The organism is Brucella sp. RRSP16 (assembly GCF_052246815.1).
GTDB classification, from domain to species: Bacteria; Pseudomonadota; Alphaproteobacteria; order Rhizobiales; family Rhizobiaceae; genus Brucella; species Brucella intermedia.
The window spans coordinates 48,504-65,820 of record NZ_JBQQAM010000002.1 but is presented as its reverse complement, the minus strand read 5'-3'; the positions used below and the strand labels follow the sequence as shown (position 1 = coordinate 65,820).

Sequence of the window (17,317 nt, the reverse complement as noted above, 5' to 3'; positions counted from 1 at the left end):
GGCATGGCCGTCTATACGGATATCAATGAAATCGAGCTTGGCGTCTTCCTGCAGCAGTATGATATCGGCACACTGACATCTTACAAAGGCATCGCGGAAGGGGTGGAGAACTCCAACTATCTTCTGCACACGACTTCGGGCTCGTTCATCCTGACGCTTTATGAAAAGCGCACCAATCGGGAAGACCTGCCGTTTTTTCTCGGCCTGATGCAGCATCTGGCCAGCCGTGGGCTTGAATGCCCGCAGCCGGTGGTTCGTCGCGACGGCACGACAATCGGCGAGCTTGCCGGACGGCCTGCTGCAATCGTTACTTTTCTCGAAGGCATGTGGATGCGCCGCCCAACGGTGGAGCATTGCGAAGCTGTTGGCGAAGGACTGGCCCATATGCATCTGGCTGGCGCTGATTTCTCGCTGCGTCGCCGCAATGGCCTGACGCTTTCCGACTGGCGGCCGTTGTGGAATCTCTCGCGTGAACGCGCCGATAGGGTGGAACCGGGTCTTGTCCGCGAGGCGGAAGCTGATCTGGATTTTCTGGAGAAGAACTGGCCAGCGGATCTGCCGCAAGGCGTGATCCATGCCGATCTCTTTCCGGATAATGTCTTCTTCCTCGGCGACAGGCTTTCCGGTTTCATCGATTTCTATTTCGCCTGCACTGATATTCTGGCTTACGACGTAGCCGTCTGCCTGAATGCCTGGTGCTTTGAGAAGGATTTTTCCTTCAATCGCACCAAGGGCGCAGCGCTTCTGCGCGGCTATAATTCTGTTCGCCCGCTATCCGTGGCGGAAGCCGATGCGCTTCCGGTTCTGGCGCGCGGGGCGGCTATCCGCTTCATGCTCACCCGCCTTTATGACTGGCTAAATGTCCCGGAAGGCAGTTTCGTGGTCAAGAAGGACCCGATGGAATATGTGCGCAAGATGCGCTTCCACCGACAGATCGAAACCGCTGCTGAATACGGCCTGGAGCCGCAAGGGGCAGCGGCGTGAAGCGGATCGAGGCTTTTACGGATGGTGCCTGCTCGGGCAATCCCGGCCCCGGCGGCTGGGGCGCAATCCTGCGCTGGAACGGCAATGTCAAGGAACTGAAGGGCGGCGAAGCCGACACGACCAACAACCGCATGGAGTTGATGGCAGCCATCTCGGCGCTTTCGGCGCTGAAAGAACCGTGCGAAGTCGATCTCTATACGGACTCTGTCTATGTGCGCGACGGTATTTCCGGCTGGATCGAGGGTTGGAAGCGCAATGGTTGGAAGACCGCCGCCAAGAAGCCGGTCAAGAATGCCGAACTATGGCAGGCGCTCGATGAAGCGCGAAAGCCGCACAAGGTCAACTGGCATTGGATCAAGGGCCACGCCGGGCATCCGGAAAATGAACGCGCTGATGAGCTTGCCCGAGCCGGCATGGAGCCATTCAAATATGGCGGACGTAAATCGCTGAAAGTGCAGTGAATTTGCAGAATAAGGCGGCGTTGCCGCCTTTCTACTACGAAAAACACGATGGCTCGATCCCGTCATCTTTCTCTGGCTTTTTTCGCGGCTTCCTCAAGAGCACGCTCCAACTGCTGGTCGGCTCCACCGGCGTAGGGTAAGGAACGCTCGACGATGACATCCGGCACGACGCCTTGTCCTTCCAAAACATGCCCGTCCATACGGAGTGCCTGAACCGCCACATAGAGACCGCCGCCATCCGGGAGCGGAAAGAGCGATCCGCCAGCCACAGCCCCCGCTGTCCGGCTGCCCACAAGCAATGCCAGTTTATCGCGTTTGGCGACATAAGCCATGATTTCGGCTGCGCTTCGTGTATGCTGGTCAATAATAATGATAAGCGGCTTGCCAGCCGGCATGACTGGACCATCATTCCACTGCTGATCTTTTCGCCCTTTGGAACCAAACACCATACGCGGCCCGAAATAGGCTTCCAGAATATCGACCCCGCCGCCGCCAATGCGGCCTCGCGCATCGAAAACCACTGCGCTGGCATCCGCGAATTCGCCATTCAAAGCGGACCTCAAAACTTCCGCCGGACCGCCGGTTTCCGCGCGGGTCAGCATGGTCCAGCCACGTAAATAGCCGATCTTGACGCCGCCGCGTTCAATAACCCGCACACTCTTTTCCGTGGCAGTGCTCAACGTCTGCAGGGCGTCACCGCTGAGCAGATCTACTGTTCGGCTTTCGATGGGCCCGCCAGGCGTCCGGCGAAAGCGTACGATTGCAGTCTTCGCTTCGGCTTCTGTTTTGTTGTCTGGCCAGCGGGCGGCAAATACTGCCTGGCTCGGCTCTACAAGCTCGTCGCCCTCCTTGAGGCCGGCTTTTTCTGCCGGGCTTCCGTCAAGAATATTTTCGATGAATACGCGGCCATCCACGTTCTTTGCAAAAATGCCTGCTCCGCGCAGGAGCGGTGGTCCGCCGTGTCGTGCGTTCACCTCTTTGAAACGATCAAGCTTGCCATACACCGAATAGAGGATAGCGAAATCCGGGTCTTTCGGCGCATAATAGGCGGTGTGGGACGTTTTTAACGCTGCCGGAAGGCTCGCTGCAATCGACCGAAATTGTTCGTCGTCTTTGACACGTCCTGCTTTGACATGGGCTTCTTGACACATCTTGTCCCAGTCGAGTCCAGCCATTTCTGGATCGAAAAACTCGGTCCGCAGGATCGAACATATGGAGTCGATAGTCTCACGCCGTATTGAGATATCGTCAGGAACGTCTGCGGCAAATGCAGGGGACATATTTGCAAGGAATGCAGATGCAATTAATGCATGGCGAGATGCAGTCATGATTAATCCATTGAAATATATATAAGAATTAAAATAATAAGAATATTGTATGCAAAGGGCCGTTATTATCTATCGGGTAAGACACCGGCTCAAATCAATTCAGATTTTCGAGCCGATGTCCTGTCATTCTGCTTTCAAGCATGTCTCCCAAAAGCCGTTTTCCGCTCTGGGAGGATATGCTCCAGACTAAAGCTGTTCGAGAATGGCTGACGCAGCCGACGTCACGGCCTGTCCAGCCTGTTCCTCGATGTTGAGGGCCTTGACCACACCATCTTCCACGATTGCCGAATAACGCTTGGAGCGGATACCGAGGCCGCCAGCGGTCGCGTCGAGCTCAAGTCCCGCGGCCTTGGTGAAGGTGGCAGAACCATCGGCCAGATAGAGTATCTTGCCTTCGCCGCCCGTGCTCTGCGCCCATGCTCCCATGACGAAGGCATCGTTCACCGCAACAACAGCGATCTGATCGACGCCCTTGGCGAGGATTGCGTCGCGGTTATCGAGATAGCCCGGCAGATGGTTGAGGCTGCACGTCGGCGTAAAGGCGCCCGGTACCGCAAAGAGAACGACTTTTTTGCCCTTGAAGACTTCATCGGTCGTCATTTCCTTGACGCCGTCTGCGGTCTTTACCTTGAAAGTCGCTGCGGGCAGCTTGTCGCCAACTTTGATAGTCATTTAATCTCTCCTCGGGGCAGGGGCCGTCTGTGCCAATGCCTATTGTCAAATTTAATCGCTCCGCGAAGCGCGGACGGCATAGTTAAACCGATAACAGGTCGCCGGACAAATTCAAAAACAGCACGGAGGCTAATCCAGTGTCACCTGTCCAGAAACGGCCTTACCATTCTGCACAAGGGTATAGTCGATGATGGCATTGTCCGCCTTGCCCTGTACCTTTGCGGTAAAGCGGCCCTTTTCGACCGCGACGGTTTCGGAAAGCCTGACCGTGTCGCTGGCAACGAACAGCTCCGATGGAGCGGTGGGATCGGGAACGGCCAGATCGAAGACGGCCTTCTCGCCGTCGCGCTTCACGCCGCTTATGCCGAATGCCGAGCTTGCCGGGCTTGGGAGCCGGTCGAATGCGGTCTCGATGATCGTGCGGGCCGCTATCGCCTGAGGCGAGGGCTGTTGTTGGTCACTATCAAGGGGAAAGTCGAAGGTGGCCTGCACGGGGACGCAGATTTTCTCGCACACTCCGAGAAAAACATGGCCCTTCAGCCGCTTGTCGGCCGATTTCAGGTGAAAGACTATCGGCAGCGAAACAGGCTGTTTATATCCGATGCCACCTGCATCGTCTCCCTCAAACCGGACCGGCGCAGGGAAATCGATCTGCGCTTTTGCGTTTCCGTCGATGTTAATCTGAGGTGGAACGCCCGCATCGCCGGGATTGCGCCAGTAGGTTTTCCAGCCGGGCTGCAACTCGATCTGCAAGGCGCCGCGCCGTTCCCCGATGGGCGCATTGTCAGAAGCCTTGTCTTCAATAATGACACGCACGCGCCCGCCGGGCGTCTCGGTCCACTCGGAGGTCGAGGCCAGTGCTGGCAATGTCAGCAAGGCCAGCAAAAGGGGGGCGAAGGTAAAAGTCCGGATGTTCATCGTTGAAAGATGGAATGAAAAGATGGTTGCTTCAAGCCCAATATTATCGGATCGCCGGGCACGTTAACTGCTTCTACGGCCTGCCACCTGAAAATCGAGCTGGTTCCGCTTCGAATTCCGGGCTCGAAATAAATGGCCATTGTTATTTTGCGCAGTCTTGCTACCTTCATAATCATGACCATTCTCAAGACGTCGAACAAGGAGCAGGGTTTTCTAAACGGGCAATTCCTGCTTGCCATGCCTGGAATGAGCGACGAGCGTTTTGCACGGTCGGTGGTCTATATCTGCGCGCATTCTGATGAAGGCGCGATGGGCTTCATCATCAATCAGCTTCAGCCGGTCGAATTCCCTGACCTCCTGCGCCAGATCGGGGTCATCGATGACGACGAACTGATTATCCTTCCGGATCGTGCGCAGCATATGATGGTGCGCAATGGTGGACCCGTCGACCGCACACGCGGATTCGTGCTGCATTCGGACGATTACATGGTCGATTCCACCATGCCGGTTTCAGAGGATGTCTGCCTCACTGCAACGGTCGATATTCTGCGTGCCATTTACGGGGGCAGTGGGCCGTCGCGAGCCCTGATGGCCCTTGGATATTCTGGTTGGGCGCCGGGCCAGATCGAAGTGGAGCTTGCCGAGAACGGCTGGCTAACCTGTGATGCGCCGCTCGACATGCTGTTCGACAGCGATATCGAGGGCAAATATTCGCGTCTGATGCTCCATATGGGTATCGATATGGCGCGGCTGGTTTCCGACGCGGGACATGCTTGATGGAATAAGGCAGTAAGGCAATAGGGCAGTAAGGCAGTATGTTAAGGGAATAGGGGAATAAGGGAGTAGGGGAGTATGTTTGGCTTGCGGACGACCGCAACGCACATATCCTTCTCTGCCCTACTGCCCTACTGCCCTACTGCCCTACTGCCCTACTGCCCTGATCAAGCCGCCGCGGCATCCAACTGTTCGCGGATCATGCGAGTTGCCTCGTCGCGGCTGGTGGGCTGGCCGAACATGAAGCTCTGCACATATTCGCAACCCATCTGGCGAAGCTGAAGCGCGTCGCTTTCGCTCTCCACGCCTTCCGTTACCACGGCGAGGCCGAGATCGTGCGCCATGCTCACAATCGAGCGCAGCAGCGTGGCTTTTTGCGGCTGGTCGCCTTTCACGAAGGACCGGTCGATCTTGATGATATCGAACGGGAAGCGCGTCAGATAGGCGAGTGAGGAATAACCGGTTCCAAAATCATCGAGCGACAAGCCGATGCCCATCGCCTTCAGGCGAGCCAGGACATGGGTGGACTGTTCCGGATTTTCCATGAGGACGGATTCCGTCAGTTCAAGCTTGAGGCTGCCCGGATTGAGATGGATGCGGGAAAGCACCGAGCGGACATCATTGATGAGGTCCTGGCGGATGAGTTGCGTCGAGGACAGGTTGACCGAAACGAAAAGGTCGAGCTTCGGGAATTGCTCCTGCCATGCAAACAGATCTTCCGCGGCCCGTTGCATCGCAAACAGGCCAAGCTGGATGATCAGGCCGGAGTTTTCCGCAATCGGAATGAATTCCGATGGCGAAATCGCGCCGCGACGTGGATGCTCCCAACGCATGAGCGCTTCAAAACCGGCAATCGTGCCCTCGTCAAGCTTCACAATGGGCTGGTAGACAAGGCTGATTTCGTTGCGTTCAAGTGCGCGTCGCAGATCGGATTCAAGCTGCAGCTTGTCGCTGCCGATGGCTCTGAATGCCGGACGGAATGGCTCGATGCGGTCACCGCCGAAACGCTTTGCCTGATACATGGCAAGCTCGGCGTCCTTCACGAAGTCTTCCGCAGTTGTCGCCGTTTTCGTCCAGGTGATCAGGCCCACGGATGAGGTCAGAACGATTTCGCGCTTTGCATAGGCAATCGGCGCGCGCACGGCTTGACGCAGAGCTTCGGCGAAGGATGCGATGCGCCCCGGGTCGCTTTCAGAGGCAAGCAGCAGGCCGAACTGGTCCGACGAGAGGCGCGAGAGCGTATCCTGTGGTTTAATGAGACGGGCGAGGCGGCGCGAAATCGTCAGAAGGATCGTGTCCCCCGCCGACATGCCCAGGCTGTCATTGACCTGCTTGAAACGGTCTATGTCGATGATGAAGACGGTCGGATGCAGGTTGCTTTCCCCGCGTGCCATGTTCATGACGTTGCTGAGACGATCGAGGAACAATTCCCGGTTCGGGAGGCCGGTCAGATTGTCGTGCACGGCATCGTGCAACAGGCGTTCTTCCGCTTTTTTCTGCTCCGTCACATTGACGAGTGTTCCAACGCAACGCACCACTTCGCCATCCGAACCGATGACCGGGCGCGCACGGAGTGCATACCAGTGGTAATGGCCATCATTGGCACGCAGGCGAAAAATCTGGCCAATGCGTCCGCGCCGGTTTTCCAGAATGGCATCAAGCGTGGAGCGGAAGCGGTCGCGGTCGTCGGCGTGCATGGCGGGAAGCCAGTTGCGCACCGGGCCTTGCAGGCTGTTGGCCGTATTGCCAAGATAATTGGCGATGTCCGGCGTGGTCACCACGCGGTCGCGCGGCACGTCCCAATCCCACACGATGTCTCCCGCACCAATGACGGCGAGAGCCTGCCGCTCCATATCCGACAGAAGGCCCTGCTGCAGTGCTCCGCCAGCAAAGGCATGCTGCATGACGGTAAAGCCGATCAGAAGAACGATCAGGACAAGACCGCCGCCGAGCGCAGGCTGGACGATATCATTATCGAGCCTCCCCGAAACCGTCATCCAGGCACCCAGCAACCATATCAGGGTGAGAAGCCAGGCCGGTATCAGCATGACGGCGCGATCATATCCCTTGACCGCGAGATAACCGATGATAGCGACGCCGGACAGAACGGTCAGCGCCAGCGAGATGCGCGCAATACCGGAGGCCACTGGCGGATCGAAAACGGCAACCCCCGCAAGGGCCAGAAGGCCCAATACCCAGGTCACGGCGCCATAGCTGAAATGGTCGTGCCAGCGGTTGAGATTGAGGTAGGTGAACAGGAAAATTACGAGCGAGGCGGCAAGCGCCACTTCGGTGCCCGCACGCCAGATCTGCTCATTGCCCGGCGTTATCTCCATCAGCTTGTTCCAGAAGCCGAAATCGACGCAGATATAGGCCAGAACGGCCCATGCAAGCGCGGCGGTGGCCGGGAACAGGGAAGTGCCCTTGACGACGAAAAGGATGGTCAGGAACAGAGCCAGCAGGCCTGAAATGCCAAGCAGGATACCGCGGTAGAGCGTGTAGGAATTAACCGCGTCCTTGTAGGCTTCCGGCTCCCAGAGATAAAGCTGGGGCAGATTGTGCGAGGACAGTTCTGCTACGAAGGTGATGACGCTGCCCGGATTGAGCGTGATGCGGAAAACGTCCGCATCGGCACTTGGCTGGCGGTCGAGCGCAAAGCCTTCGCTCGGCGTGATGGATGCAATGCGCGGAGAACCAAGGTCGGGCCAGATGACGCCGGAGCCGACAAGACGGAAATGAGGAGCAACAATCAGGCGGTCGATCTGTTCGTCGGTTGGATTTGCGATCGAAAAAGCGGCCCAGTCGCCGGACGCCTTGCTGTTTTGATCGGCTTGCACTTCGATGCGGCGGACGATGCCGTCAGGACCCGGGGCCGTCGATACCTGCACGCTTTCGCCCTTGTTACGCAGAAGTTCGACAGCGCGGGAAAGGTCGAGGGCGGTATCTTCCTTGGAAATCTTGATCGGTTCGATGGCCGATGCCTGGATGACCGAAACGGCCAGAACAACCATGAGTACGAGAAACCGCACACCGGCAAAAAGCCACTTATCCGCAAAACCCGTCACGAGCGTCCAACCTTGCCATTGATCATGCGGCTATCCGTCATACGTTTGTCGCTTTCTATAAGGGCAAAAAGCAGGTGATCCTGCCAGAAGCCATTTATCTTGAGATAGGAACGCAACAGTCCTTCTCTCTCAAATCCGGCTTTTTCGAGAAGCCGTATCGAGCGCACATTATGAGGGATACAGGCTGCTTCAATCCGGTGCAACCGGAGTTGGTCGAATGCGAAGGGGATAACCAGCGACAGGGCTTCGGTCATGTAGCCTTTGCCAGCATGGGGCGCGCCGCTCCAATAGCCGATCATGCCGTTCTGCCCGACACCGCGCCGGATATTTCCGAGCGTTATGCCGCCGACGAGCGTGTTGTCACCATTGCGAAAGACAAAAAATGGATAGCCGGTTCCGGCGGCTATTTCATCCTGAAAGCGACGCATGCGATGGCGAAAAGCGCTCTTTGTCAGGTCGTCGTCCGGCCAGGTCGGCTCCCACGGCGTGAGAAAGGCACGGCTTTGTTCCCGCAGGCTGGCCCAACTGGCGAAATCGCTCATCATCGGCTCGCGCAGATAAATGCGCTGTCCACGCAGGACGGTCGGATTGCTTCTACGGAAGGGCAGGCCGATCATGACGGGTTAGGGGAGTAAGGGGGTAGGGGAATAAGGGAGTAGGAAAAACAAAATGCTCAATGTCACATACTCCCCTATTCCCCTACCCACATATTCCCTTAAACAGCGATTTTCCTCGCATGTGCGCTGGTCGACAGTGCATCCGACAACCCATCGAAGCTCATCAGCCGTCCAACTGGACCAACGCCGGCGATGGTGGGCTTGCTGTCGAGGAACAACCGTCCGGCCAGATCGGTCAGCCTTTGAGGTGTAATCAGCGAGAGACGGTCCATCAGTTCGCTGTTTTCGACGGGACGGCCATAGAGCAGGAATTGGCGCGCGACCTGTCCGGCACGGCTTGCAGCACTTTCCTGCGACATGAGAAGACTTGCACGATATTGCGCGCGGGCGCGGTCCACTTCTTCCAGGCTGATGGAGTCGGCGGCCTTGTGCAGTTCATCGATCAGAACCGGGACGAGTTCGACCAGTTCGTCGCGGCCCGTTGCAGCGTGAATTCCGAACAGTCCTGTATCCGAGAAGCCCCAATGGAAGGCATAGACGGAATAGCAGAGCCCACGTTTCTCGCGTACTTCCTGGAAGAGGCGTGAGGACATGCCGCCGCCCAAAACCATGGAAAGAAGCTGCGACGCATAGAAATCACGCACGTGGTAAGCGCGTCCCTCGAAACCGATCAGAACCTGAGCATCCATCAGCTCGCGATTTTCACGGAAATCGCCGCCGACATAATGAGCGAGGTCGAGCGTAGGCGCCGTATTGTGGGCGCGAAAACCGCCAAGACGTTTTTCAACTTCCCTGACGAATGCATCATGATCGACGCCACCAGCAGCGGTCACCACCATGCGGTCGGCGCTGTACTGTTCGTCCATATATTGGCGAAGGTCATCGGAGGTGAAAGACATGACCGTCTCAGGCTCGCCGAGAATGGCGCGCCCGATCGGCTGGTGACGATAGGCTGTTTCGGTGAAGCGGTCGAAGACGATATCGTCGGGCGTGTCGTGCGCCGCGCCGATCTCCTGCATGATGACCTGCTTTTCGCGCTCCAGCTCTGCTTCATCGAATTTGGAGGCGGTCAGGATATCGGACAGAATGTCGATGGCCAGCGGCACGTCATTGCGCAGTACGCGCGCATAATAGGAAGTGGTCTCGACGCTGGTGGCGGCGTTGATCTCGCCGCCGACATTTTCGATATCCGATGCAATTTGCCAGGCTGTGCGGTTCTCGGTTCCCTTGAACGCCATATGCTCAAGAAGATGAGCAATGCCATGCCTGTCGGCAGCTTCGTTTCGTGCGCCGGCCTTGACCCAGATTCCAAGCGCCACGCTTTCCACGTGGGACATCGTATCGGTGGCTATCGTCAATCCGTTGGAAAGACGCGTTACTTCAACACCCATAAGCAAACTGCTCCCTGCATTCCCGCTCTGGTTCTCGTCTCGGAGCCGGTCTTTTTAAGCTCTCGAATGGCGGCGAACGTATTCTTCCACGATTTTCAGGTCGTTGTGAAGAACTGTGAAGCTTTCTTTTCGTTGCATCAAGTCCGAAAGCCATGCAGGGAGCTGCGGTTCGACGCCGCTGGCAGCCTTGACGGCATCGGGGAATTTGGCCGGATGCGCTGTTGCAAGAACAACCATCGGCGCTTCGCTGGACTGGTTTTCGCGAGCCACCTTTACACCGATTGCCGAGTGGGGGTCGAGCAGATAGCCATCCGCTTCAAGCACGGATTTGATTGTCTCCGCAGTTTCATCGACAGTCGAACGCCCGGCGGAGAACTCGCTGCGGATCGCCGACAGCGGTTTCTCAGAGATCGAAAAACCACCGGACTGTTTCAGCCCAGCCATCAGACCACGCAGAGCCGCAGCATCGCGTTCGTGCGCTTCAAACAGCAGGCGCTCAAAATTCGAGGAAATCTGGATATCCATCGACGGCGAGGTGGTCTGTGCGACACCGCGCATTTCGTAGGCACCGGTTTCGAGAGTACGCGAGAGAATGTCATTGTCGTTGGTGGCGATGATCAGCCGGTCGATGGGCAATCCCATGCGCTTGGCGACGTAGCCCGCGAAAATATCGCCGAAATTGCCCGTCGGCACGGTGAAGGATACGGCGCGGTCCGGTGCGCCGAGGCTCAGCGCCGCCGTAAAATAATAAACAACCTGGGGCATGATGCGCGCCCAGTTGATCGAGTTCACACCCGAAAGCGACAGCGCATCACGGAACTGAAGGTCGTTGAACATGCCTTTCACAAGGTTCTGGCAATCGTCGAAATTGCCTTCGATGGAAAGGGCATGAACGTTGGAAAAACCGGATGATGTCATCTGGCGCTGCTGCACCGGCGATACGCGGCCGTTCGGGAACAGGATGAAGATGTCCGTATTGTCGCGTCCGCCAAAGGCCTCGATTGCCGCGCCGCCCGTATCCCCGGATGTGGCCCCGACAATGGTGGCCCGTTCGCCGCGCTGTGCCAGAACATAGTCCATCATGCGGGCCAGAAGCTGCATGGCGACATCCTTGAAGGCGAGCGTCGGGCCATGGAAAAGTTCGAGCACGAATTCATTGGCCCCGGTCTGAACCAGCGGGCAGACCGCATCATGCCGGAACGATCCATAGGCTTCATGCACCATGCGACGGAAATCCGAATGCGGGATTTCGCCGTCGACAAAGGGAGTGAGCACCGCCAGCGCAATATCCACATAGGATTTTCCGCGCAGATCGCGGATTTGTTCTGGCGAAAACTGGGGATAATCCTGCGGCAGATAGAGACCGCCATCCCGGGCTAGACCGGCGAGCAATGCATCGCTGAACCCCAGGACCGGCGCTTCCCCACGCGTGCTTACATATTTCATTTCTTGGCCTTCATTTCGGATCGGCGCGGTTTTGAGCCGCGTAATGCAATAGAGCCTCCCTAAAAAAGCCGCAAGGTTTTAAAGCATGTTGACGGGGATGGGGGTTGCTCTCCGGAGCAAAAAACGGGAAAACGTCATCGAGCTACACGCATGCGTGATGTTGAAGACAGGTTGATCAGTGCAGGGAAGCCCGCTTTATGCAAACAGCACCACAGAATCGTTCATCGTTGTTTCCAGTCTTTGCAACGGTTTTGCTCGCAGCCCTCGCAGGCTGCACGACCAGTGGCACTGATAAGGCCGCCGACGGAGCTTCAGGCTCCTCGATGACCGCGTCCGCTGCTTCCGGTGATCAGCGTGTCAAGGAATCCGAGCTGCGCGCCTTCTGTCCGTCGGTCACGCTGCGCGACGGCACAGCCTTCTTCAGCACATATGAAAAGGGCGGCGATAAGGATCCGGCACGGGTGATCTATCAGGCGGCGCTGACCGATACGACCCGTGCCTGCCAGTATGGCGCCGGGACCATGACGATTGACGTCGCGGCGGCGGGCAAGGTTGTTCCCGGGCCGAAATACAAGAACGGCACCATCACCATGCCGATCCGTGTTGCCGTCCGTCAGGGCGATCAGGTCATCTATTCCAAACTGCACAAGCAGGCGGTTACGGTAGCGAACGCGGATACCGCGACGCAGTTTGTGTTCAACGACAAGGCGATCACCGTACCGATGACGGATCAGAAGAATATCCAGATTTTCGTCGGTTTCGACGAGGGTCCATACAACACGAAGTAAAGCACTGAAAACGGTGCGCCGGTTTGTATTCTGGCGCACCGTTTAATCTGATATTTATAGGCTTTTTCATATTGCTGCCAAAAGCCCGCAGATTTAATTAGAAATCACTTAACTATTGCCGATATAGCGATGTATTCAGTTTTAATATAGCATTAATGAAAGTTTCACATGTATTCATATCAATGTTTGTTTCATGTTATGGTTTTCTGACGTCAGGGATCGCCACGTCTTAGACGGATAGAAGTGATAACTCACCAGCTACGCCACGATTATTTAGGGGCGAGGGTCATATGCGATTTGATCGCAGTAAATTATTAAAGCCTGTTCCGCTTATTTTGCTTCTGTTGCTGTTTCTCGGTGCAGCTCTTGGCCAGTGGATGGGAAACAGATTTCGCATTGTCGATGAAGAGCGGCACATGAATATCTACATGTCCGCATTGCTTACGCATGCAAATCGACTGGCTGTTTCTGCCCGTGAAACAATCGAAGCAGCCAATCTCTCGCCTTATGAAATGTGTTCTCTGCAAGATATTGCCTATCAGCGCAAACTGGTCTTTTCCGCCTATCATATCAAGGACATAGGCCAGCTCCGTGATGATCGTCTCGCCTGCTCTACGCTTCTCGGCGATATCAGCGAGCAGCCAAAGCGTTCGCCTGCCGATATCAATTTGCGGGACGGCACCTATGTGTATGGCGAAAGATCGCTGATTACGCCGGGCAGCCGGGGCTTCGTGATAGGCAGGGGCGAGGCGAATGTGATTTTGAGTTCGGCTGCATTCGACCTCCTGCACACCCCAAAATACAGCTTTGCCGTCTATATGCGCGACGCCGAACGCAAACACTTCGCGCGCCTCTATGATTATCAGGCAGGTGATTTTCCAGTCCCGGATTTCAAAAATCACCGCGGCGAATACGAGGTGCTCAGCGACGCAATCAAGGAATATCGTTGCGACGACGAAGTGGGTATCTGCGTCGCTCTCAAGGCGCAGTTGGACAATTCCAGCAATTCCGCCCGATGGAAATCCTTCATGGCGACAAGTCTGGGACTGCTCGCGGGGGCGACCCTTGGCCTTGGCTGGTTCGCCTACCACAATCGCGAACGCCCTTTGGCTTCCATGCTCAACCAGGCGCTGAATGCCCGCCAGCTCGAGGTGGTCTATCAGCCGGTGGTCAATGTAGAGAACGCCGAACTCACCGGCTTTGAGGCCTTGCTTCGCTGGCAATTGCATACCGGCGACATGATTCCGCCTGACGTATTTATCGCCGAGGCGGAGGAAAAGGGCATGGCGGGACGGGTGACCGCCTATGTCGTGGATCGGGTTATGGACGATATGGGGGATTTGTTACGCCTCAACCGGAATATCCAGATCAATATCAACATCACTGCAAGCGATGTTCAGGCGGCCGCATTTCAGAAAAATATCCAGGCGAAATTGGATGGCGCGGGTGTCGATCCTCGTCAGATCGGTCTCGAATTGACCGAACGAACGGCGGTGGATTTCTCGAAAGCGTCGGAGGGCATCAGACAGCTGCGTGAACAGGGACACAAGGTCTACATTGACGATTTTGGAACGGGCTATTCAAGCCTTTCCTATCTCGGCGAGCTGCATATCGATGCAATCAAGATAGATAAGGCCTTCACGCGCACCGTCTGTGCGGATGGGGACATGGTGTCGATCGTTCCTGAGATCATATCGATGGCGCGGCAGCACGATCTTGGCATCGTGGTCGAAGGTATCGAAACGGAAGCGCAGGCCGATTATTTTCGCAAAATGAACACGTCGATGACTGCGCAAGGCTGGTTTTACGGCAAGCCTATGCCAGCGGGCGATGCGGCTGCGCTGCTGATGGGCGGTTTGCGCAAAGCCAGACGGAAGCGCGGCAAAGCTCTTCAGGAAAAAGCCTGACTGAACCGATGCTGTGGATAAAGGCAGACCGATAAAATTCTAATTAAATGCAACCGCCTGCATGAAATGAATGGCAACAGGTTTCGGCTAGTGTGTTCTCATGAAACAGAAATATGAACGCATTCTTGAACCGACGGACACCTGGGCGATCTTCGATACGTCCTCCGGCGAACCCGTCATCATGGGAACCCGCTTGCTGATCGGCCTCTCTGAAAGTGAAGCCGAAGAGCTTCTGGCAATTCTCAATGCCCCGCCCAAGGGGCGCAACAAGCAAACCGCCGCCTGACGGAAGCCAGGCGTCGGACTATCTCATTCAGGCATCGGTCCAGACGGACAAGGCTTCGATGACACTGGGCAGGTCTTTGTGGCGATGGATGACGGTTTCCGCTCCCGCATCGGTCAGCTTGTCGGCATGTCCCGGATAGGTGTGAGCGCCGCCCGTAAAGCCGATCACACGCATGCCAGCGGCGCGTGCGCCCTGGATGCCATGCGCGGAGTCTTCAATCACGATGACGTCCTTCGGATCGACACCGAATTGCTTGGCTGCATAAAGAAACACGTCTGGCGCGGGCTTGGTCTTTTTGGTGCCTACTTCCTTGGCTGAAAAGATATTGGGCGCAAACAGCTCGTAAAGACCGACACGCTGCAACATGCTTTCCAGCCGATGACTGGTCGAATTGGAGCAGATGCACTTCGGCAGCTTCAATGCCGATACCACTTCAACGATATCTTCAACGGCCTGAACTTCATTCTTGAGCTTTTCGTCCAGAATCTTTTCGGACTTGTCGAGAAGCGACGCTGAAAGCGGAATCCCGGCCTCGCGCTCTACGGTCAGAAGAATATCCTGCCACGTCAGACCGGCAAAACGTTCGGCCATCTCATCGGCGGCAATCTGATACCCGGCTTCGGTGAGAAGTGTGGACTCGACTTCCGCGGCGATGATTTCAGAATCTACTAAAACGCCATCGCAATCGAAAATGATGAGGGACGGGGCCGCCATGATCATAGCCTTCTTATTGGGAGGAGTGAGCACCGGCAGTAGCCGGAACACCAGGTTGAGCTACACCTTTACGGCGAAGCCGTCAAATTGGAGCCTTTCCGGCGAGAGGGTGAAGCATCCATGCGGCGCATTCGGTCCAGGGGCCGATTTCCATCCGGTTCAGACCTCACCGGACACTTCGCGACGGCGCCGGTCCAGTTCTTCGCTATAGCGGCGCAAGGTGTGCGCTTCACTGAGGAGGCCGAGCACCTTGCGCTCCTGTGCGTTGTTCACCACGGCCAGAGCTTCACTTTCTGCCCGGTCGAAGCGGACGACAGCTTCCTTGGCGTTCATCTGAGGCAGCAGGAATTCATCCTGATATTTGAGAAGCTCGCGGATGCTGTGTTCGCCATCGGATGTATCGAAGCTGTCGGCGTAAACTTCCGGAACCGGGATCATGCCGACATATCGTCCCTCGGCATCCACCGCGATCACCCGCTGGGTCGATCCGAGCGGGAAATCGTGGCGGAATGTTTCGATATCGGTATCGATCAGCACGGTCCGCACGTCATGGCGCATCATCCGGTTGACGGTCAGGTCCCGTATCCATCCGATATCATGGGCGGACCGGATGGCCTCTCCACGCAGATGGAAGCGCCACGTGGCGAAGGAGTAACCGAAGGTCTTTCGCACCATCAGCGAGGACGAGACGACAGCACCGAGCACGAGCATGGAAATCGGAAAATCGCCGGTAAGCTCCAGTGCCAGGAAGGTCATGGTCATAGGGCCGCCCACGACTGCGACGGCAAGCGAGCTCATGCCGATGACGGCATAGACTTCGGGTGCGAGTGCCAGACCGGCTGGCAATACCGCGCCGGCCACGGCAGCAAACAGCTTGCCTGTCAGCGCACCGAGAAACAGCGATGCGAAGAACAGACCACCGCGAAAGCCGGATCCGATGGAGACGGCAGAAGCGAGCGATTTGGCAAAGATCAGAAGCAGGAGTGCGGGAATGGTGATGTTTGCATTCAGGTCGAGGTGGAGTGCTCCGTGGCCGGAGGCCAGAACCTGCGGTGAAAGGAAGGCGATCATTCCAACGATGGCGCCGCCGATTGCCGGGGCCATCACATTGGGCACCACGCTGCGCCGGGCGACTTTTTCCACAAAGGTCACGCCGCGCATGATGAGGATGGCAATGCCTGCCGAGAAGAAGCCGAGCACAAGAGCGGGAACGTAATCACGTGGCGTGATGTCGTCGATCTGGCCGATATCGATGATGAAGGGCGCGCCGCCGATTGCCTGCGTCACCAGAGCGCCGATGATCGCCGCCACGACGACCGGCGTCAGCGTGGCAATCGAATAGACGCCGATGATAAGTTCGAAGGCGTAAAATGCCCCGGTCAAAGGTGCATTGAAGGCGCTGGCGATGGCAGCCGCAGCGCCGCAGCCGACCAAAGTCCGCAGATCCGCGCGGCGAAGCTTGAGCGCCCGACCGATGCGGGAGGCGAAACCGCTCGCAAGCTGCGTATAGGCTGCTTCCAGTCCGACTGATGCACCGAAGCCGTTGGCAATCAGGTTCTGCCCGACAAGGATAAAGCTGTCCGTGAGCGACAGACGCCCCCCATGGAGCGCATTTGCTTCGATCGGGTCCACGATGGGGCGCTTGCGCCATCGGGCAAGAACCCAGATCACGATCCCCATCAGGATGCCGCCGGCGAGCGGTGCAATATAGGCGCTCGGTTGCAGCGATGCAGCCGAACTGAGTTTTTCGCCGGGCTCAAGCGCGAAGATCGCCTGGTGCATCCATTGCGAAATACTGCCTATGGCTGCAACCATCAGCCCTGAAATGATACCGATCGCGGCACCGGCGATGACGAGGCCTATTTCGCTGCCGCGAACCAGCGCACGCATGCGGAAGGGTACGAATAAAACCCGCAAATACCGGTTATGCCGCAGTTCAGCGATATTCATCATAAAAACACCGGGC

General features: G+C 56.9%; 15 protein-coding genes. 6 read left to right on the top strand and 9 right to left on the bottom strand.

Annotation, left to right across the window (positions count from 1 at the left end):
* Positions 1-3 precede the first annotated feature (3 nt).
* Both ACS5UA_RS03465 and rnhA read left to right on the top strand, forming a co-directional pair.
* Positions 4-984, top strand: a complete 981-nt coding sequence (locus tag ACS5UA_RS03465; RefSeq protein WP_273786612.1) for a homoserine kinase — start codon at positions 4-6, stop codon at positions 982-984.
* On the top strand, positions 981-1,445 hold the full coding sequence (gene rnhA, locus ACS5UA_RS03460; protein ID WP_006466240.1) for a ribonuclease HI: 465 nt from the start codon (positions 981-983) through the stop codon (positions 1,443-1,445). Before ACS5UA_RS03465 ends, rnhA begins: the two co-directional genes overlap by 4 nt.
* A 62-nt stretch (positions 1,446-1,507) precedes the next feature.
* Here rnhA and ACS5UA_RS03455 read toward each other — a convergent pair whose 3' ends face one another.
* The 3 genes from ACS5UA_RS03455 to ACS5UA_RS03445 form a co-directional block, all read right to left on the bottom strand.
* Complete coding sequence (locus tag ACS5UA_RS03455) at positions 1,508-2,773, bottom strand: S41 family peptidase (protein WP_443101163.1); 1,266 nt, start codon at positions 2,771-2,773, stop codon at positions 1,508-1,510.
* A gap of 186 nt (positions 2,774-2,959) precedes the next feature.
* Positions 2,960-3,445 carry a peroxiredoxin gene (locus ACS5UA_RS03450; protein WP_006466242.1) on the bottom strand — a complete coding sequence of 162 codons (486 nt, stop codon included), beginning with the start codon at positions 3,443-3,445 and terminating at the stop codon, positions 2,960-2,962.
* 129 nt (positions 3,446-3,574) lie between these two features.
* A complete protein-coding gene (locus ACS5UA_RS03445; RefSeq protein WP_443101162.1) occupies positions 3,575-4,363 on the bottom strand; it encodes a protein-disulfide reductase DsbD domain-containing protein in 789 nt (262 codons plus the stop codon).
* 174 nt (positions 4,364-4,537) lie between these two features.
* On the opposite strand from ACS5UA_RS03445, the gene ACS5UA_RS03440 reads away from it, so the two are divergent.
* Positions 4,538-5,140, top strand: coding sequence for a YqgE/AlgH family protein (locus ACS5UA_RS03440; RefSeq protein WP_006470694.1), 603 nt, complete (start codon positions 4,538-4,540; stop codon positions 5,138-5,140).
* A 164-nt stretch (positions 5,141-5,304) separates the two neighbouring features.
* Here the strand turns inward: ACS5UA_RS03440 and pdeA are convergent, their stop codons facing one another.
* From pdeA to thrC, 4 genes are all read right to left on the bottom strand, one after another.
* The gene (gene pdeA, locus ACS5UA_RS03435; protein WP_443101220.1) at positions 5,305-8,148 is read right to left on the bottom strand and encodes a phosphodiesterase PdeA; all 2,844 of its coding nucleotides are present in this window, start codon (positions 8,146-8,148) and stop codon (positions 5,305-5,307) included.
* 50 nt (positions 8,149-8,198) lie between these two features.
* Positions 8,199-8,819 (bottom strand): GNAT family N-acetyltransferase, encoded by a 621-nt coding sequence (locus ACS5UA_RS03430; protein WP_006466245.1) that lies wholly within the window; start codon positions 8,817-8,819, stop codon positions 8,199-8,201.
* A 98-nt stretch (positions 8,820-8,917) separates the two neighbouring features.
* Positions 8,918-10,210 carry a M16 family metallopeptidase gene (locus ACS5UA_RS03425; RefSeq protein ID WP_006470696.1) on the bottom strand — a complete coding sequence of 431 codons (1,293 nt, stop codon included), beginning with the start codon at positions 10,208-10,210 and terminating at the stop codon, positions 8,918-8,920.
* Between the two features lie 54 nt (positions 10,211-10,264).
* The gene (thrC, locus tag ACS5UA_RS03420; RefSeq protein WP_113476569.1) at positions 10,265-11,656 is read right to left on the bottom strand and encodes a threonine synthase; all 1,392 of its coding nucleotides are present in this window, start codon (positions 11,654-11,656) and stop codon (positions 10,265-10,267) included.
* 197 nt (positions 11,657-11,853) lie between these two features.
* On the opposite strand from thrC, the gene ACS5UA_RS03415 reads away from it, so the two are divergent.
* The 3 genes from ACS5UA_RS03415 to ACS5UA_RS03405 all read left to right on the top strand — a co-directional run bounded on the left by ACS5UA_RS03415 (position 11,854) and on the right by ACS5UA_RS03405 (position 14,637).
* Entirely contained in the window at positions 11,854-12,444 is a 591-nt protein-coding gene (locus ACS5UA_RS03415) for a hypothetical protein (RefSeq protein ID WP_031346443.1), read from the top strand.
* A 290-nt stretch (positions 12,445-12,734) separates the two neighbouring features.
* Positions 12,735-14,351 carry an EAL domain-containing protein gene (locus ACS5UA_RS03410; protein WP_443101161.1) on the top strand — a complete coding sequence of 539 codons (1,617 nt, stop codon included), beginning with the start codon at positions 12,735-12,737 and terminating at the stop codon, positions 14,349-14,351.
* Positions 14,352-14,451: 100 nt separating this feature from the next.
* Positions 14,452-14,637, top strand: a complete 186-nt coding sequence (locus ACS5UA_RS03405; RefSeq protein WP_006466249.1) for a hypothetical protein — start codon at positions 14,452-14,454, stop codon at positions 14,635-14,637.
* A gap of 27 nt (positions 14,638-14,664) precedes the next feature.
* Here ACS5UA_RS03405 and ACS5UA_RS03400 read toward each other — a convergent pair whose 3' ends face one another.
* Both ACS5UA_RS03400 and ACS5UA_RS03395 read right to left on the bottom strand, forming a co-directional pair.
* Positions 14,665-15,351, bottom strand: a complete 687-nt coding sequence (locus ACS5UA_RS03400; protein WP_006470700.1) for an HAD family hydrolase — start codon at positions 15,349-15,351, stop codon at positions 14,665-14,667.
* Positions 15,352-15,510: 159 nt separating this feature from the next.
* On the bottom strand, positions 15,511-17,301 hold the full coding sequence (locus ACS5UA_RS03395; RefSeq protein ID WP_031346440.1) for a chloride channel protein: 1,791 nt from the start codon (positions 17,299-17,301) through the stop codon (positions 15,511-15,513).
* Positions 17,302-17,317 lie beyond the last annotated feature (16 nt).

Excerpts from the sequence above, each read along its gene's own strand:
- ACS5UA_RS03395 (WP_031346440.1), bottom strand. The coding sequence starts at position 17,301 with ATGAATATCGCTGAACTGCGGCATAACCGGTATTTGCGGGTTTTATTC.
- ACS5UA_RS03430 (WP_006466245.1), bottom strand. The coding sequence starts at position 8,819 with ATGATCGGCCTGCCCTTCCGTAGAAGCAATCCGACCGTCCTGCGTGGA.
- ACS5UA_RS03450 (WP_006466242.1), bottom strand. The coding sequence starts at position 3,445 with ATGACTATCAAAGTTGGCGACAAGCTGCCCGCAGCGACTTTCAAGGTA.
- ACS5UA_RS03465 (WP_273786612.1), top strand. The coding sequence starts at position 4 with ATGGCCGTCTATACGGATATCAATGAAATCGAGCTTGGCGTCTTCCTG.
- ACS5UA_RS03440 (WP_006470694.1), top strand. The coding sequence starts at position 4,538 with ATGACCATTCTCAAGACGTCGAACAAGGAGCAGGGTTTTCTAAACGGG.
- ACS5UA_RS03425 (WP_006470696.1), bottom strand. The coding sequence starts at position 10,210 with ATGGGTGTTGAAGTAACGCGTCTTTCCAACGGATTGACGATAGCCACC.
- ACS5UA_RS03415 (WP_031346443.1), top strand. The coding sequence starts at position 11,854 with ATGCAAACAGCACCACAGAATCGTTCATCGTTGTTTCCAGTCTTTGCA.
- ACS5UA_RS03410 (WP_443101161.1), top strand. The coding sequence starts at position 12,735 with ATGCGATTTGATCGCAGTAAATTATTAAAGCCTGTTCCGCTTATTTTG.
- ACS5UA_RS03445 (WP_443101162.1), bottom strand. The coding sequence starts at position 4,363 with ATGAACATCCGGACTTTTACCTTCGCCCCCCTTTTGCTGGCCTTGCTG.
- ACS5UA_RS03400 (WP_006470700.1), bottom strand. The coding sequence starts at position 15,351 with ATGGCGGCCCCGTCCCTCATCATTTTCGATTGCGATGGCGTTTTAGTA.
- pdeA (WP_443101220.1), bottom strand. The coding sequence starts at position 8,148 with ATGGTTGTTCTGGCCGTTTCGGTCATCCAGGCATCGGCCATCGAACCG.
- thrC (WP_113476569.1), bottom strand. The coding sequence starts at position 11,656 with ATGAAATATGTAAGCACGCGTGGGGAAGCGCCGGTCCTGGGGTTCAGC.
- ACS5UA_RS03405 (WP_006466249.1), top strand. The coding sequence starts at position 14,452 with ATGAAACAGAAATATGAACGCATTCTTGAACCGACGGACACCTGGGCG.
- ACS5UA_RS03455 (WP_443101163.1), bottom strand. The coding sequence starts at position 2,773 with ATGACTGCATCTCGCCATGCATTAATTGCATCTGCATTCCTTGCAAAT.